General features: G+C 71.3%; 16 protein-coding genes and 1 pseudogene. 10 read left to right on the top strand and 7 right to left on the bottom strand.

From position 1 onward, the window contains the following. The first annotated feature begins 25 nt into the window (after positions 1 to 25). Positions 26 to 1015, top strand: coding sequence for an AraC family transcriptional regulator (locus BKA14_RS17195; RefSeq protein WP_184951944.1), 990 nt, complete (start codon positions 26 to 28; stop codon positions 1013 to 1015). A gap of 7 nt (positions 1016 to 1022) precedes the next feature. Here the strand turns inward: BKA14_RS17195 and BKA14_RS17190 are convergent, their stop codons facing one another. Then, entirely contained in the window at positions 1023 to 1736 is a 714-nt protein-coding gene (locus BKA14_RS17190) for an SDR family oxidoreductase (RefSeq protein ID WP_184951943.1), read from the bottom strand. A 146-nt stretch (positions 1737 to 1882) separates the two neighbouring features. Then, positions 1883 to 2299 carry a Rid family hydrolase gene (locus tag BKA14_RS17185; protein WP_184951942.1) on the bottom strand — a complete coding sequence of 139 codons (417 nt, stop codon included), beginning with the start codon at positions 2297 to 2299 and terminating at the stop codon, positions 1883 to 1885. 93 nt (positions 2300 to 2392) lie between these two features. On the opposite strand from BKA14_RS17185, the gene BKA14_RS17180 reads away from it, so the two are divergent. The 5 genes and pseudogenes from BKA14_RS17180 to BKA14_RS43225 all read left to right on the top strand — a co-directional run bounded on the left by BKA14_RS17180 (position 2393) and on the right by BKA14_RS43225 (position 5171). Further along, a complete protein-coding gene (locus BKA14_RS17180) occupies positions 2393 to 2887 on the top strand; it encodes a MarR family winged helix-turn-helix transcriptional regulator (protein ID WP_184951941.1) in 495 nt (164 codons plus the stop codon). 254 nt (positions 2888 to 3141) lie between these two features. Beyond that, entirely contained in the window at positions 3142 to 3882 is a 741-nt protein-coding gene (locus BKA14_RS17175) for an SDR family oxidoreductase (RefSeq protein WP_184951940.1), read from the top strand. 54 nt (positions 3883 to 3936) lie between these two features. Further along, positions 3937 to 4380, top strand: a complete 444-nt coding sequence (locus BKA14_RS17170; RefSeq protein WP_239093629.1) for a MarR family winged helix-turn-helix transcriptional regulator — start codon at positions 3937 to 3939, stop codon at positions 4378 to 4380. Between the two features lie 52 nt (positions 4381 to 4432). Beyond that, a pseudogene (locus BKA14_RS45575) lies at positions 4433 to 4645 on the top strand (cupin domain-containing protein); the annotation flags it as partial. A 166-nt stretch (positions 4646 to 4811) separates the two neighbouring features. Further along, the gene (locus BKA14_RS43225) at positions 4812 to 5171 is read left to right on the top strand and encodes a pirin-like C-terminal cupin domain-containing protein (protein ID WP_203722871.1); all 360 of its coding nucleotides are present in this window, start codon (positions 4812 to 4814) and stop codon (positions 5169 to 5171) included. Between the two features lie 104 nt (positions 5172 to 5275). Here BKA14_RS43225 and BKA14_RS17160 read toward each other — a convergent pair whose 3' ends face one another. Together BKA14_RS17160 and BKA14_RS17155 are read right to left on the bottom strand one after the other, a co-directional pair. Further along, positions 5276 to 5491, bottom strand: a complete 216-nt coding sequence (locus BKA14_RS17160; protein WP_184951939.1) for a hypothetical protein — start codon at positions 5489 to 5491, stop codon at positions 5276 to 5278. A gap of 112 nt (positions 5492 to 5603) precedes the next feature. Continuing rightward, on the bottom strand, positions 5604 to 9017 hold the full coding sequence (locus BKA14_RS17155; protein ID WP_184951938.1) for an AMP-binding protein: 3414 nt from the start codon (positions 9015 to 9017) through the stop codon (positions 5604 to 5606). 224 nt (positions 9018 to 9241) lie between these two features. Between BKA14_RS17155 and BKA14_RS17150 the strand changes: the two genes are divergently transcribed. Further along, positions 9242 to 10033: an SAM-dependent methyltransferase gene (locus BKA14_RS17150; RefSeq protein WP_184951937.1), complete on the top strand. Its 792-nt coding sequence runs from the start codon at positions 9242 to 9244 to the stop codon at positions 10031 to 10033. Positions 10034 to 10046: 13 nt separating this feature from the next. On the opposite strand, the gene BKA14_RS17145 is transcribed toward BKA14_RS17150, so the two are convergent. Together BKA14_RS17145 and BKA14_RS17140 are read right to left on the bottom strand one after the other, a co-directional pair. Next, positions 10047 to 10703, bottom strand: coding sequence for a response regulator (locus BKA14_RS17145; RefSeq protein ID WP_184951936.1), 657 nt, complete (start codon positions 10701 to 10703; stop codon positions 10047 to 10049). After that, a complete protein-coding gene (locus tag BKA14_RS17140; protein ID WP_184951935.1) occupies positions 10700 to 11827 on the bottom strand; it encodes a sensor histidine kinase in 1128 nt (375 codons plus the stop codon). The genes BKA14_RS17145 and BKA14_RS17140 overlap by 4 nt, the downstream gene beginning before the upstream one ends. 145 nt (positions 11828 to 11972) lie before the next feature. On the opposite strand from BKA14_RS17140, the gene BKA14_RS17135 reads away from it, so the two are divergent. Continuing rightward, positions 11973 to 12641 (top strand): hypothetical protein, encoded by a 669-nt coding sequence (locus BKA14_RS17135; RefSeq protein WP_184951934.1) that lies wholly within the window; start codon positions 11973 to 11975, stop codon positions 12639 to 12641. 62 nt (positions 12642 to 12703) lie between these two features. Here BKA14_RS17135 and BKA14_RS17130 read toward each other — a convergent pair whose 3' ends face one another. Continuing rightward, entirely contained in the window at positions 12704 to 13636 is a 933-nt protein-coding gene (locus tag BKA14_RS17130; RefSeq protein ID WP_184951933.1) for an NAD-dependent epimerase/dehydratase family protein, read from the bottom strand. 107 nt (positions 13637 to 13743) lie between these two features. On the opposite strand from BKA14_RS17130, the gene BKA14_RS17125 reads away from it, so the two are divergent. Continuing rightward, complete coding sequence (locus BKA14_RS17125) at positions 13744 to 14661, top strand: LysR family transcriptional regulator (protein ID WP_184951932.1); 918 nt, start codon at positions 13744 to 13746, stop codon at positions 14659 to 14661. Between the two features lie 93 nt (positions 14662 to 14754). Further along, positions 14755 to 16554: an AfsR/SARP family transcriptional regulator gene (locus tag BKA14_RS17120; protein WP_239093660.1), complete on the top strand. Its 1800-nt coding sequence runs from the start codon at positions 14755 to 14757 to the stop codon at positions 16552 to 16554. The last annotated feature ends 36 nt before the right edge of the window (positions 16555 to 16590 follow it).

Genomic DNA, 16590 nt, shown 5'->3' with positions numbered 1-16590 from the left:
TGCGGCCGATCGTTGGGAGCGCCCCATGACCGTGACCCCGTCGTCCGAGGTCACACGCCGGCCATCCCCGGCCTCGCGGGCGTCCTCCGATCCGCTGGCCGAGATGCTCCGTCTCTTCGGGGCCCGGGGTTCCGTCGGCACCCGCACCGACGCCGGTGGCGAGTGGGGACTGTGGCTGGATACGTTCCCCGGCGCGGCGCTGCACCTGATCACCGACGGGTCGGCGTGGCTCGAGGTGCCCCGGCAGCCCCGGCGGCGGCTCCAGGCGGGCGATGCCGTTCTCCTCCCGCCGGGAACGGCGCACGGCCTGTCGAGCGGTGACGGCATTCGCATGGGGTCTTGCGACCGGGCGGCAGCCTCCCGGGCCCGGGAACGGGGAAGCGTCGTCCGTCTCGGGTCGGGCTCGGTGACGACCCGCTTCATCACCGTGCACTACGGGTCCGACCCGGCGCTGAGCCAGGCGCCGGTGTCCATGCCCGTTGGCGTCATGCACCTCACCGCCGGCTGCAACCGGGCGCTCGGGGTCACCGCGGGACTGCTGTGCGAGGAGCTGTCGCACCCCCGGACAGGGACCACCGCCGCCGTCAACAGCCTGGTCGACCTGCTGCTGGTGCAGTTCGTACGGGCGGCCCGCAGCGACGCCGCATCGGCGCACTCCGCGTCGTCCTGGCCGGCCACGGTGACCGACCCGGTGGTGCGTGACGCTCTCACGCTCATCCACCGGCGTCCCGACAAGGCGTGGACCACGGCCGGTCTCGCGTCGGCGGTCCGCGTCTCCCGGGCCACGCTGAGCCGGCGGTTTCCGGCCGCGCTGGGCCTGTCACCCGGGGCCTACCTGACTCGCTGGCGGATGGACGCGGCCGCCGTCCGCCTCCGCGACACCGATGATCCCATCGATGTGGTCGCGGAGACGGTCGGTTACGGCTCGCCGCACGCCTTCCGCCGGGCCTTCCACCGGTCGCGGGGGCAGTCGCCCTCGCACTATCGGTCCTCGTCGCGTGCGGCGGCGCGGTAGCGCGGCCTCAGCTGGAGGTGGTGGCCAGCACGAACCCGCGCGGCTCACCGGACAGGGACGCCTTCGCAGCCGCGCCGAACTCGTCGGCCACGATCTCGATCCGGCCGGCCGCGATCCCGTCGAGGGCGGTGCGCACGATGTCGGCCGGGTCGTTCATGACGGCGTCGAGGTTGTAGGCCTTCATCGTCTCGGTCTCGGTCGGCCCGAAGACCAGGCCCGAGACGAGGGTCCCCTGCCTCGCCAGCTCGAGCCGTACGCCGTTGGTCAGGCTCCATTGGGCGGCCTTGGCCACGGCGTACGAGTTGTTGCCGTCGAAACTCATCCAGGACAGGTTCGACAAGACGTTCAGGATGGCTCCGCCACCGTGGGCCGAGAGCACCGGAGCGAAGGCCCGGATCATCTGAAGCGTGCCGAACAGGTGGGTCTCGACGACCAGCCGGATCTTGTCGAGGTCGCCGTCGACGAGGTTCTGGCTCAGTGAGACCCCGGCGTTGTTGACCAGCAGCGTCACGTCGCCGGCGACCTCCGCGGCCGCCGCGACCGAGCGCGGGTCGGTGATGTCCAGACGCAACGCCTCGACGCCGGGCAGATCGACGAGCTCCGCGTTCCGCGCGGTGGCGTACACCTTCCTGGCCCCCCGCTCCAGCAACTGCTGGGCGAAGACCCGGCCGAGGTCGCGGTTCGCGCCGGTGACGAGAGCGGTGCATCCCTGCAGTTCCATGGTTCTCCTCGAAAACGGATCGATGCGGTTCCGTTTCACCGTAGGGACCGGGACGGCCGGGCCGCGGGCTCGAATGTCTCAGCCGCGGGACCATCTGCCTCGCATGAGGGCGGCTTTCCGGGCCCGCCGCGTGCGCTGGTGAACCCTCAGGCGCTTTCGCCGACGATGGCGGTGACGCGGATCTCGATACGCATGGTCGGGTCACCCAGGGCCGAGACACCGAGTTCGGTCCAGATGGGGGAGCAGTTGCCCATGCGTCGGCGGAACTGCTCCACCATGACGCGGTTGTGGGGCTCGAAGCCGGCCGCGTCGAGAACGTGGTAGGAATCCACCGATACGACGTCGTTCCAGGTGGCGCCGGCGTGGGCCAGGGTGCGCTCGAGGTTGTCGAAGGCCTGCACTATCTCGGCCTCGAGCGTCTCGGGAAAGGTGAAGTCGTCGTGCCATCCACCCTGGCCGGACGTCTCGACGCGGTTGCCGATCCGCACCGCCTGGTTGTAGTGCAGGTTGGCCAGCTGTGTGTCGCCGTATCCCGGCGTGGCGAAGAACTGCGGTCCAGTCATCACGATTCCTCTCGCAAAGCTTCACGTGTGAAGTAAACGTACATCGCAAAAACTTCACGCGTGAAGCAATGTGACGCGGGTATCCTGCCTGCCATGACGACCGCTGACGGCCCCGGCGCTGATGGCGTCGATGAGGAGTTGTGGCTGACCGCCGAGGAGAAGGAGGCCTGGACCGGCCTGATCTCCCTGATCCTCCTGCTGCCGGGCCGGCTCGAGTCCCCGCTGCAGAGCGCGGCCGGTCTCACGCTGTTCGAGTACATGACCCTCAGCCACATCTCCGAGGCGCCGGGCCGCCGGTTGCGGATGAGCGAACTGGCCTTCCTTGCCAACGGCTCGCTTTCCCGGTTGTCGAACGTCGTCCGGCGCTGCGAACAGCGCGGGTGGGTCACGCGCTCACCCGATCCCGGTGACCGCAGATCCACCATCGCCGCCCTCACCGACGCCGGCTATGAGCTAGTAGTGGCCGCCGCGCCCACGCACGTGCGAGCGGTGCGGCACATGGTGCTCGACCCGCTGACGAAGACCGACCAGCGGGCGTTGGCGCGGATCGCGGCCAAGCTGCGAGTGCGACCCACCGATGTGAACTGACAGCCGCCGTTCTTCCCCGGTGTGCCTCCGCGGTGACGGCCCGGACCGACTCCGCGTCGAATGCCGCAACGCGAGTGGTGAAAGGCGCAACGGGCGTCGCCCGGTCGGCGCCTCCGCCCCGCCGTGGGCCTGACCGGCCGCCGTCCGGGCTGGGGATAACCGGCACTGATCCAGGAGTCCCTGTGACTTACGTGATATGTCATTTAAGCGCTGCGGCCGGTATACATGACATATCACCAAGCTGAGGGGAAATCATGGGACAGTTGGACGGCAAGACGGCACTGGTCACCGGGGGCACGAGCGGGATCGGCCTGGCCACCGCCAAGCGGTTCGCGGCCGAGGGTGCCCACGTGTTCATCACCGGACGTGATCAGCAGCGCCTCGACAACGCGGTCAAAGAGGTGGGTGATGCGACAGGCGTCCAGGGTGACGTCGGTGTCCTCGACGACCTCGACCGGCTCGCCGCGCTGATCGCGGACCACGGCAAAGGACTCGACGCGGTCTTCGTCAACGCCGGCATCGGGGAGTTCGCGACACTCGACTCGATCGGGTGGGAGGACTACCAGAAGACGTTCAACAACAACGTGGGCGGCGTGATCTTCACCGTGCAGAAGGTGCTCCCGCAGCTCAACCCGGGTGCGTCGATCGTACTGACGGGTTCGAGTTCGGCCGGCAACGGACAGCCCGCGTTCGGGCTGTACGCCGCCAGCAAGGCCGCGATCCGGTCACTGGGCCGTACGTGGGCCGGCGAACTGGTGGGCCGCGGGGTGCGGGTGAACACGATCGTTCCCGGCCCGACCGAGACACCAGGGCTGGGTGGCCTGGTGCCGGACAACCCGCAGGGGCTGTTCGACCAGCTCGCCCACAGCATTCCGATGGGCCGGATCGGGCGGCCCGAGGAGATCGCCAACACCGTGCTCTTCCTGGTGTCGCACCAGTCCACCTACATGACCGGCGCCGAGGTCTGGGTGGACGGCGGAGCCGAGCAGATCTGAGGCCGCTGACACAGCCGGGGCCGGGCCGCTGCATCGGTGACATATCCTGTATCGGTGGGTGAGTGGCTGGATGCCGATCAGCAGCGGGCCTGGCTGGCTTTCATGCGCGTGCAGCAGCGGATCAATTTCGAGGCGAACCGTCAGCTGCAGACCGACAGCGGGCTCTCCCTGGCCGACTACGACATCCTGAACGTGCTCGTCGAGGGCGCCATGTCGATCACGGTCATCGCCCAGATCCTCGGCTGGGAACGCAGCCGCGTCTCGCACCAGACCAAGCGGATGGCGACCCGCGGCCTGGTACGGACCGGCCCGGACAGCGACGACCGCCGGGTGACCGTCGTCGAGATGACCGAGGCCGGACGGCAAGCCAATCGCGACGCCGCCCCCGGCCATGTGGCGCTGGTGCGGCGCCTCTTCTTCGACGGCCTTACCCCGGAAGCCGTCCGCCAGTTGACGGCCGCCCTGGAGGCCGTGCACAAAAATCTCGAGCCGCTCTGAGAGCCTCGCCTCAGCCCGGCCGGCACCCCGCTCGATCGGTCGGAGGAATGCCATGTACACGCTGCAACAACGGTCTGTCGACCGGGTCGACGACCGCCTGCACCTCGGTCCGGATCAGCAGGTCGACGACAAAGCCCTGCTCTTCACCCCGCAGTCACCGGAACTGACCGACCCGTTTCTCGTTCTCGTCGACGACCTGTTCTCGTCGCCCGGCTTCGAGTGGCACCCGCACCGCGGCCTGGAAACCGTCACGGTGGTTCTGGACGGCGTCCTCGAACACGGCGACAACATCGGCCACACCGGCACCCTGACCACGGGGGACGTCCCAGCCGGTCATCGAGGCCGACGGCACCCGCATCAGGCTGATCTCCGGGCAGGCCGGCGGCCGCACGGGCCCCGCTCAGAACCACTGGCCGATCACCGGAGCCACCTTGACCCTGGAGCCCAACCGCACACTGCGGCACGCGCTCCCCGCCCACGACCGGGCCTTCTTCGCGGTGCTCCGCGGGTCGGCCGCCGTCGCCGGCCGCACTCTGACCGCCGGGCAGACCGGCTGGTCCGATCCGTTGCCGGGCGGTGGCCCCGAGGCGTCGACCATTTCCCTGCGTACGGGTGACGGCGATCAGCCGGCCGTCGTGCTGGCCTTCAGCGGCAAACCGATACGGCAATCGGTGGTGTTCGGCGGCCCGTTCGTCATGAACACCGAGGCCGAGATCGTCCAGGCGCATCAGGACTTCCGCTCCGGCCGCTTCGGTGCGATTCCCCGGCAGGCGCGACTGCAATACCGCTGACCGTCCGGGCCCGAGGTGTCAGCCTCGGATCCCGGCCCGCAACGTGTTACCGGCTCAGTAGCCGAGCACGTCCGCGGCGACAGCCCGCAGACCAGCCGCGGCGGTCAGCTCGGCCGAAGGCCAGGCGTAGCCGATCTGAGTGGCGCCACGTCCCGCATCAAGGCGGCCGCGGCGGCACTCAGGTACTGATCGGTCAGCCCGCGCGGGGACTCGCGGAACAGGATGCCGTACCGGGTCACCGCGTCCAGACAGATCGCGGTGTCGTTCGGGTGCTTGCCGTCCGCGACGATCAGATACGACGTGTCCCGGGTGGCGATCACCTTCCGCGGTGACGGCGAGGGCGAGCAGCCCTCGGCGGGGGATTTCGTGGGTGCTTCGAGGGGGAGGCGGGGCAGAATTCGCCGATGGGCGACGGGAACGCCGCCGCCGGCTTCACCGGATCAATTGGTGGAGTTCGCGGCGAAACCGGGTCAGCCACTGATCGATCTCGGCTCCGGTCCACCACAGCCGGCGGGGCGCGTATTCCCAGACGATGCGGGTCGTGCCGCCGACGACCGCGCAGTCGACGGACAGGGGCGGTTGCCGCACGGCGGCCCCGGGATCGCGTACGTCATCGACAGCGGCCGCGCTCAGGGAGAACAGGCCACTGCGGCTGCGCGTCGGCATCTCGCCCTGGTAGTTGAACCGGAGTGTCGGGGCCGGGGCCCGGCGGATGCTCCGCCGCAGCTCCGGATCGTCGTTGAGATATCTGAGACCATCGAACGACAGACCCGCGGACGGGACACCGGCCAGCCGTCGAGCCACCGCGGTGAGCGTCTCGGCCGGGCTCTGGGACCGGCTGTCGCTGAAGGCGAGCGGGAAGGTGCAGTGCAGATCGCCGACCGTCCGCGAGAGGTCGAGGTCGTGCACCGCTGTCTGCCGGCCCGAGCCGGTGAGCTCGACCACGAGAGGCCCGCAGCTCCACTGCCGTTGAGCGGTCCGCACCAGCGCCGTGAGCAGGGTGGTGGCGAGCGGTGCGCGGCCCGCGTCCATCCCGGTCATCCGTACGTCGCGCAACGCGCGCGTCTCCTCGGGCGGCAGACTGTGGCGGGCGACGGCCAGTTCCTCCATCCGTACGCCGGGATGCGTTAGCGGGTCGTAGGTGGCCGGTGGTGGCACTGCGAGCTGGGTACGCCAGAAGTCCAGGTCCGCCTGCGCGTCCCGCTGGGCGAAGTCGTTCGTCCACCGCGAGAACACCTCGAAGCGCGCCGAGGTCCGGGCCAGCCGCAGGGCCTCGCCCTGTTCGTCCAGCCGGCAGAGCTGGTCCAGGTCGTCCAGCAGGATGCGCAGGGTGACCCGGTCCATGACGAGGTGGTTGACCGTGAGGAACAGGCGCTGCCGGGAGCCGTTCTCGATGAGCAGGAGCCGGAGCAGCGGGCCGTGCTCGACGCTGACGCGGCGATGCTGCTCGCTGAGCAGCGGCGGCAGAGCGTCGGACCGGTTCAGCGTGACCGACTCGACGGCGAAGCTGCCCTCGATGTCGCCGTAGCGCTGAGTGAACCGGCCGTCGTCGCGACGGAACCGCAGGCGCAGTGCCTCGTGCCGGGTGACCAGGGCTGAGGCGGCTCGGCGGAGGCGGTCCGGGGTGAGCCGCCGATGGACGTCGAGCATGACCGTACGGGTGCACCCGTCCCATTGCCCCAGCTCGAGGGCGTGCCGTTGGGCGACGCTGAACGGGACGTCACCCGTGTCCCGGCTCTCGCCCGGCTCGGGGCGCGCCGGCTCGAAACGCCGCACCAGCGAGATCGCCATCGCCCGCAGGGTCGCGTCGTGGCCGAAGCTCGCCGGTGGGAGGCGCGCCCCGGTCCGATCCTCGACGCGCTGGGCCAGATCGATCACGCCGAGCGAGTCGAGGCCCACGTCGGCCAGCGGCCGATCCACCGCTACGTCGTCCGGGTCGGTCAGATGCAGTACCGCTGCGGTTTCGGTCTGCAGCAGCCGCAGGACGTACTCCGGATCACCGCCCGGGCCCGCCCGGGGCAACGCCTTCCCCGTCGGTGCGCGTTGTCCCGAGATCACCGACGAACGCAGCGAGCCGGCCGTCCATTCGCGTCTGCACTGTGTGCGCCGCAGCTTTCCGCTGGTCGTCTTGGGCAGGCTGTCCGGCCTCATCAGCAGGACCTCATGACACTGCACCCCGCTGTGCGAGGTCACCGCGGCCCGGATCGCCGAGGCCGCGCGGTCCAGCGGGATCGGCTCCCCGTTCCGCAGGACCTTCTTCCGCAGCTCGGCCGCCACCACGACCCGCTCGACGCCGTCGACCCGTACCCCGAAGGCGACCGCGTTGCCCGGCCGCAGGATCGGATCGGCCGCCACCGCCGCCGCTTCCAGATCCTGCGGGTGGATGTTGCGGCCCCCGACGACGATGAGGTCCTTGAGGCGGCCGCAGAGGAACACCTCACCGTCGTGACCGATCACTCCGAGATCACCGGTACGCAGGAAACGCCGCCCGTCGTCCGGGCCGTTGCCGGTCGCCGGGCGCGCGGCGAAGACGGCCGCGTTCTCCTCCTCGGTCCGGCCCCAGTAACCGCTCGACACGCTGGGACTGGAGATCCACAGCTCACCGACGGCGTACGGGGGCCGCGGCCGCCGGGTCACCGGATCGACGGCGATCACCGAGACGCCCCACTCCGCGTCGGGTACGCCGCTGCCCACGAACGTCGCCGTGGGTGCGCCCGGGGCCGGTGCGACGATCACGCCGTCGCGATCGAGCAGGGCCCGGTCCCCGTAGAGCAGCGTCGGCTTCCGGCCGACCTGGCCGCAGACGAACAGCACAGCCTCGGCCATGCCGTAGACGTTGCCGAACGACGCCGGATCGAAGCCCATCCGGCCCAGCGCGGCCTCGAAACGGTCCATCGTGGCGGCCCGCATCGGCTCACCACCCTGCAAGGTGGAGCGGATCGAGGAGAGGTCGAACGAGTCGCCGTCGCGCAGACCGCGCAACACGTAGTCGTAGCCGAAGTTCGGCCCGGCGACGTGCGTGCCGCGGTAGCGATCGATCGCCTCGAGCCAGAGACGCGGCGCGGCCAGGAAGGTCGCCGGGGAGAAGGCGATGCAGCGCGCCCCGGTGTACATGGCGTTGAGGATCCCGCCGGCCAGCCCCATGTCGTGGAACAACGGCACCCAGCCGACGAGCACCGACTCGCTGTCGACCCGGGTGTTGCGCGCGATCAGTTCGAGATTGTGGGCCAGATTGCGGTGCCGCACGATGACGCCCCTGGGCTCCGACGTCGAGCCGGAGGTGTACTGCAGGTACACGACGTCGTCCGGGCCGGACCGGACGGCCGCGTCGGCCAGCCGGGCCGCGGCCGCCTCCGGGCCGGCGCGTTTGACGCGATCGGACAGCAGCCAGGTGAGGTCGGGCCAGTCCGGCGTCTCGCGGCCGCGCCAACGCCCCGCCACGCCGTCGCGTACCGACGCCAGCTTGGCCAGCGCGCGGTACTTCGCATGGGTGAGGGCGACGCGGGCGCCGCTGTCCTCGGCGATGTGCCGGAGCTTGGACAGCTCCCGATCGAGATGCCGCGGGTCGGGGCTGGCCACCGGGACCGCGATCGCGCCGAGGAGCATGCACCCGAAGAAGCCCGCGACGAACTCCAGACCGTCGGGCGGGAACACCAGCAGCACGCGGTCGCCGGGCGCGACCCCGGCCGCCTGCAGGAAGTCGGCGATGCCGGCCGCCCGACGTACGATCTCCTGGCGATCGGCCGTGTCGGTCTCCCGCCCGTGGCGATCGAGAAACGTGTAGAGGGGCGCCCCGGGCGCGGCGTCGAGGCGGTCGGCCATGGTGGTCAACAGGCTCGCGGACATCCGTGACTCCGATGGCTGGGGGAGCGACTCGTTCGGACGTTACACCGTCAGCACGCGCCGGTCCCGCTGTGGACTGTGCACCCCTCCTTGTCGTCCCCTTCGACATACGCACTCGTCCGGGTGAAGGCGTCTCGGAAGGGTGTCGGGCGGGCTGCCGAGGTGGAATGATGGCGCGTTCGCCGACGCTTCTGTCCTCAGTGCACGGCGGAGCCTAAGATGCGGGCATGGAGCTGCACACGGACCGGCCGCATCCTGCCCGGGTGTACAACTTCCTGCTCGGCGGTGACGTCTACTTCGAGGCCGATCGGATAGCTGCTGAGCAGGGAATGAAGTCCCATCCGGCCAGCCGGGTGCCGCCGCGGGAGAACCGGGCGTTTCTTCGCCGCGCCGTCCGGTATCTCGCCGCCGAGCAGGGAGTCGACCAGTTCCTCGACATCGGGACCGGCATTCCGAGTGCGCCCAACGTCCATCACGTCGCGCAGGCCGTGCATCCGGCGGCGCGGGTGGTCTACGTCGACCACGATCCGATCGTGCTGGCTCACGCGCAAGGGCTGCTGGACGGGGACCCGGCCGGTGTGACCTCCTTCGTTCAGGCCGACCTGCTCCGCCCGGCGGAGATCCTGGCCGCCCCGCAGGTGCGGGCGGTGCTCGACTTCGACCGGCCGGTCGGGCTTCTGCTGGTCGCGGTCCTGCACTTCGTCGGTGACGACCAGGACCCGTACGGGATCATGCGGGTCCTGACCGATGCTCTGCCGCCGGGCAGTTTTGTCGCCCTGTCCCACCTGACCGGCGATTTCGCTCCCGAGTCGTGGGCGGCGGTGACCGAGATCTACCGGCGGCAGGGCGTGACCATGCGGGTGCGGTCCCGGGCCGAGGTCGAGCGCTTCTTCGACGGCCTCGACCCGGTCGATCCGGGGCTGCAAGTGCTCACCCGGTGGCGTTCTGAACCCGGTGAACGTAACGAAGAGCCGGATGCCGCCGTCTCGGTCTACGGCGGAGTGGCCCGCATTCGATGATCACTGGGGCGGCTCAGTCGTCACCCGGTGCGATGAGACCGCTCGCGTAGGCGTACGCGATGGCTTGGGACCGGTCGCGCAGTCCCAGCTTGTCCAGGGCCCGGCCCAGGTGCGTCTTCACCGTGGTCTCGCCCAGGAACAGGCGGGCGGCGATCTCCGCGTTGGACAGTCCCCGGCCGACCAGGGCCAGCACCTCGCTCTCGCGGGCGGTCAGCTTGCCCAGCCGTGGGTCGCGCGGCCGGGCCTGCGGGATGTCCGCATACCGGGTGATGATCCGCGGCACCACCGCCGGGTCGAGCAGACCGCGCCCGGCGGCCACCTCACGCAGGGCTTCCAGCAGCTGCTCCGGGGGTGACACTTTGAGCAGGAAGCCGGCCACCCCGGCGCGCAGAGCGCCGTCGACCAGCACGTCCTCGTCGAAGGTCGTGAGCACCAGAACCCGTACGGAAGGGTACTGGCCGGCGATGACCCGTGCGGCGCCGATCCCGTCCACGCCGGGCATCCGCGCGTCCATCAGCACCACGTCCGGCACGAGCTGAGCGGCCAGGCGGATAGCCGCGGCGCCGTCCGCGGCCTCGCCGACCACCTCCATGTCCGGTTCGTCGGAGATCAGCATCCGCAGACCGGCCCGCATGATCGCCTCGTCGTCGGCGAGCAGCACCCGGATCATCGGGCCACCTCCGCGGGGAGCGGGAACGAGGCCGTGACCTCGAACCCGCCGCCGTCGCGGGGCCCGGCCCGCAGCTGACCCCCGAACAACCCGACCCGCTCGCGCATGCCCACCAGTCCGTGTCCGGCCCGGGTCCGCTCCGACGGCCCGTTCCCGTCGTCCGACACCGTCACCGAGAGGGCGTCCGGGGCGTAGACGACGGTCACCGTGGCGTGGGCGGCGCCGGCATGGCGCAGCACGTTGGTCAGTCCTTCCTGAACCACCCGGTACGCCGAGGTGTCCATGCTCGGCGGCACCTCGACCTGGTCGCCGCTCACCGTGAGCTGCACGTCCAGGCCGGCCGCGCGGACCTGACCGACGAGGTCGCCGAGACGGTGCAGTGCCGGGGCCGGTCCCAGACCGTCCGCGTCGTCCGGCCGCAGCAGACCGACCACCCGGCGGATCTCCTGCACGCTGCGCCGGCCCAGCTCCTCGACCTGGGCCAGCGCGTCCCGTTCGACCGGGCGGTCGGACAGCCGGCGGCGCAGCACCCCGGCCTGCATGGTCATCACGCTGACCGTGTGCGCGACCGCGTCGTGCAGCTCGCGCGAGATGCGAGCGCGTTCCTCGTCGACGATGGCGCGTTCCCGGGCCTGCCGTTCGGCGGCCAGCTCGGCGGCGAGTTCGGCCAGTTGCCGCGAGCGGGTCTGCTCGCGCCGCAGCAGTGCGCCCAGGGCCCAGGCGAGCGTGACGAAGACGCCGAAGAAAACGAACTCCCACGGCTCCTGACCGGCGAACACCACCAAACCGGCCGGCGGGACTGTCGCGGCGGCGACCGTGGCGATCACCGAGCGTCGCGCCGAGCTGCGGTAGCTGCCGTGGACCACCAGGACCAGCTCGGCGATCAGCTGGGCGCCGCCCAGCCCCTGCTGGGTCCAGGCGGCGAACGGGATGCTGAGCATGGCCACGGTCATCGCCGTCGTGGGCAGGAAGACCGCCAGCGGGAAGCACCCCATCAAGACCACCGTGAGGCCGAGGTCGCCCGGCCGGAACACCGGCGCGGAGGACATCTCCACCAAGGCGATCGCCAGGAAGACGGCGGCGGCGAGTCCGCTGAGCCGGAGCCATTGCGTACGGGTTCTCATCACGCACGACGGTATGAGGTGACAGGGACCGCGGGGATCAGATCCGGGGAGGACCGGCCGTCCTCCTGGCGGACGACCCGGCACCCCCGCGGTCGGGCTCGTCCGCTGATCCGCCGCACCCCCGGCCGCTCATAGCGTTCCGGCCATGACGAACACGATGATCCGCAAATGTGCTGGTGGCGCCTTCATCGCCGCCCCGCTGCTCCTGGCCGGCGGCATGCTGACCTCCCCGCCGCAGGCCGGTGACGCCCCGGCCGACTACGTCAAGTCGCTCGGCGACGACTTCGGTCTCACGGTGCTGTCCGCCAACCTCTTCCACTACGGCTGGGTGCTGCTGGCCCTGGCCCTGCCGGCCGTGCTGACGCTGCCCAGAGGCCGCCAGGGCCGCCGCTTCACCGCGGTCGCGGTGGTGCTCGCCATGTTCGGGACCATCCAGATGTCGGGGATGCTGCTGAGCGACTGGTTCAACGGCGCCGCCGCCACGACCGTGCCGCTGCCCCAGGCGAGCCGGATCTTCGAGATCGTCTCGGGTGAGCCGTCGATGGCGATCTGGCGGCTCACCGCCATCGGGCTCTCCCTGGCCGGGCTGCCACTGGTCATGGCCGGTCTGGCCCGCGCCGGGGTGCTGGGCTGGTGGGCCGCGCCGGTGGTGGCGCTCCCGGTCGTCGCTGCGCCGATCGTCGGGGGTGCGCTTGGTTCCCTGGTCGGTCTGGTGTGCTTCGCGCCGCTGATCCTGGTCGGGCTCCGGCTGATCCAACGGTCCACCCCGGCCGTCGCCGCCGCCGAGCAGGAGGCGGTCGCGGCCCCGGCCTGACCCGCCTCGACACACCGGCAGCTGCACACCCCTGCGGGTGCGCAGCTGCCGATGCGGCGTTGTCAGGCGGCGCCGGGGGCAACCGCCTTCCGGACGGCGTTCAAGCCGTCCGGCTGCGTGACGATCGCCCGGTAGCCGAGGTCGGCGACGGCCTTGTCGGTGCGCAGCGTGCAGGTCTGCTCCAGGAACCAGCGCGCGGGCACCGGGATCGCGCGGGCCGCGGTGGCGGCGTCGATGTCCGGGATCGTGGCGTCGACCCCGTAGATCGCGAAGTTCTCTTCGAGGAACTCGCGGAGCGTCACGCGGTGCTGGTCGGTGATGAAGTACGCCTGGCCGGGCCGGCCGCGCAGCCAGCCCCGGACGAGCCCTTCGACCGCGTTGTCGACGTAGGTGACGTCGGTGGTGTGCCGGCCGCCCTCGATCCAGGCGAACTCGCCGTGGCGGGCCGCGTGCACCAGGCCTTCGACGAGCGAGCTCTCCGGCCCCCAGACGAAACGCGGCCTGATCGACACGGTCGCGAATTCGGGCGTGTTCGCGGCCAGGACCAGTGCTTCGGCTTCGGCCTTGGTCGCGCAGTACGCGGCTTCCGAGTCCGGTCGCAGGGGTGCGCTCTCGTCGACGTCGATGAGCGGCTCACCGGCCAGGAGGGCGGATTCGCTCCCGCAGTGCACGAAGCGGGTGACCCCGGCCTGCCGGGCCGCTTCCAGCGCGGCCCGCGTGCCGCCCACCGTCACCAGCTGCTGACGTTCCCGCCCGGCCGTGATGTCCGTCTCCGCGGCCAGGTGGAACAGCACTTCGCTGCCTTCGACACCGGCCCGCCAGGTATCGGGCTCGGTCAGCTCGCCGTGCACCGGCCGGGCGCCCAGCGCGGTGACGACGTCCGCGGATGCCGTGCTGCGGACCAGGACCTTGACCGTGTGCCCGTCGGCCACCAGGCGCCGGGTCAGGCTGCGGCCGATGAAGCCGGATCCACCGGTGATGAACGTCTGTGCCATGTCGTTCTCCTCGTACGTGGCGATTTCTGCCTGGTCCAGCGCCGCGAGGTCCGGGCAGCTTCCCTCAGCCGCATTTATGTATCGGGCAGTTCCGATAAGATCTTTGAATGGCTACGCTGCGTGCGCTGGAATGTCTGGTGGCGGTCGCGGACAGTGGGTCGATCACCGAGGCCGCCCGGCTGATTCATTCGTCGCAGCCCGCGGTGTCCCAGCAGATCGCCGCGCTGGAGCGCGAGACGCGCACACCTCTGCTGCGCCGGGAACCTCGCGGTGTCTCGCTCACCCCGGCCGGACGCGCCGCCGTCGCGGACGCCCGGCGGGCGATCGACGCGGCCGCGGCGGCGGTGCGCTCGGCCCGGGCCGCGGGTGAGGCGAAGGGCGGCACGCTGCGCCTGGTCTGCGCGCAGAGCCTGACCGTGCCGTTGCTCGCCCCGGTGATCCGCGCCTGGCACCGCCACCTTCCACACGTGGCGATCTCCGTCCGGGAGGCTGTCACGCCGGTTGGCCTTTTCGACTCGGTCGACGGCGAGAAGGCCGACCTGTGGGTGCTGTCCGGCCCGGTGGACGGCGGTCTCACCGCATCGGTCATCGCCGAGGAGGAGATCGTGCTGACGGCGCCGAGAGATCATCGGCTGGCCGCGCACCGCTCGGTGGAGCTGCCCCAGCTCGACGGCGAGGATCTGGTGCACTTCGCGCCGGACAACGGCTTGAGCAACTGGCTCGACTGGTCGCTCAGCGCCGCCGGGCTTCGTCTGAAGCCGGTGCTGAGAACCTCGGTCACCGCCGCGGCGCCACAGCTCGCGGCGGCCGGCCTCGGCATCGCGATCACTCCGGTCAGTGCCGTCAGCGCGGGCTTCCCGGGCCTGGTCCGCTCCTTCTCGCCCCGGTGGGCCCGCCAGTTGGTCGCGGTGACGCCGGGGGAACCCGACCCGCTCGTGGCCCGCTTCATCGCCGATCTGCGCACCCGCGGTGTGCGGGTGCCCCGGGACGTGCGGAACCAACTGGAGGCGCGGGACTCAGCGTAGTGACAGAGCGTGACTCTGCGGGGGTGCCCGTCGCCGAGGTCACTGACGACGGGTTTGGCGCGGCCGGTTCGCCGCGGCGAGGATTCCCGGGTGATGTTCACTCTGCTGGGCCCCGTACGGGTCGTGACGGATGCGGGCGACGTGGCTCCGGGGCCGCCCCAGCAACGGGCGCTGCTGGCCCTGCTGCTGCTGCGGAACACACCGGTGCCCATCGACGACGTGGTCGGCGCGCTGTGGGGCGACAGCCCGCCGGCGTCGGCGCACGGCACCGTTCGTACGTACGCCGCTCGTCTGCGGCAGGTTCTCGCCGGCACCGGAGCCGAGCTGCGCCGGTCGGCGAGCGGCTACCACATCGCTCGCAACGGGGCCGGTGTCGACGCGGACGACTTCGACCGGCTCGTCGGCGCCGCCCGCGAGGCCCGGCGCTCCGGAGATCTCGCCGGCACCGCGAGCGCCCTGCGCGCCGCCCTCGACGTGTGGTCCGGTCCGGCGCTGGGCGGCGTCCGGGCGGAGTTCGCGGCCGCCCAGCGCACCCGGCTCGAGGAGTCCCGGCACACCGCCCGCGAACAGCTCTTCGAGGCCGAACTGGCGCTGGGCCGGCACGAGGCGGTCCGGGCGGATCTGGGGGCGGCTGTCGCTGATCGGCCGTGGGACGAGCGCCTGACCGAGTTGTGGATGACCGCCCTGCACCGATCGGGGCAGACGGTCGAGGCGCTCGAGGCGTTCCGCCGGCTGCGCACCGCGCTGAGCGACCACCTCGGCCTCGAACCCGGTTCCGAGCTGCAGCGGCTGCATCAGCGGTTGCTGCGGGGCGACGAGTCCGCCGTCGTGCCGCCGGTGAGCGCCGAGCCGGCGGCGGCCCGGCCGGTTCAGATACCGCCGGACGTCCGGGACTTCACCGGTCGTCGCGCCGCGGTCGACCGGCTGTGCCGGATCCTCACCGAGGACGGCGGGATACCGGTCGCCGGCCTCACCGGTCTCGGCGGTTCGGGCAAGACGACTCTGGCCGTGCACGTGGCCCATGTCCTTTCCGATCTTTTCCCGTACGGGCGGATGTACCTCGATCTGCGCGCTCGTACGGGAGGGGCCGTGACCGCGTACGACGCCCTCGGATCGCTGCTCCGCTCGATCCGGCCCGGCCTCGCGCTGCCCGGAACGACGGCGGAGCGCTCCGCTCTGTGGCGCACGCTCACGGCTGGGCGCGACATGCTGGTGGTTCTCGATGACGCGGACAGCAGTGAGCAGGTGGAGCCGCTCTTGCCGGCTTGCGCGGTGGTCGTGACGGCGAGCCGGCGGCTGCTGGAGCTGCCGGCGGTGGCCTGGCAACGCCTCGGCCCGCTCAGCGATGAGGAATCGCTGCGTCTGCTGGGCGAGATCGCCGGGCACCGGCGCGTCGGCGCCGAACCGGAGGCGGCCCGGGAGCTGGTGGCCGCCTGCTCCGGGCATGCCCTGTCGGTCCGGGTGGCCGCGGCCCGGCTGCTCGACCGGCCGCTGTGGAGCGTCCGGCAGATCATGGCGCAATTGGCCGACGACCTGCGTCAACCGGTGGTGATGCACGAGGACTGCAAGATCGTTGATGAGCCGATCCGGCGGGCCGAGGCGAGCCTGCCGGCGGGACCGGCTCAGGTCTTCCGGCTCGCCGCCCTCGCCGCTTCCCCGGTCCGTACGGTGGCCGAGGTGAGCACGATGACCGGGCTGCCCCGGGCCGAGGCGCGGGCCGCCCTGGAAGACCTCGTGGACGCCCACCTGATCGAGGCGGTCGACGTCGACACCTACCGCTACGCGGTGCTGATCCAGGCTTTCGCGCGACGCCGGGCCGAGCAGGTCGAGGGCCCGGACCGCTGCCGGGCGGCCCTGGCCGGCCCGGGCCGCAGGCTGGTCGCGGTGGCCTGAGACTCGGTCCGCGCGGGTCCGCCGTCAACGTTTCGT

The sequence above is a fragment of the Paractinoplanes abujensis genome, from assembly GCF_014204895.1.
GTDB classification, from domain to species: domain Bacteria; phylum Actinomycetota; class Actinomycetes; order Mycobacteriales; family Micromonosporaceae; genus Actinoplanes; species Actinoplanes abujensis.
The sequence above is the reverse complement of the archived record's forward strand: the minus strand, read 5'-3'. Positions and strand labels throughout refer to the sequence as shown.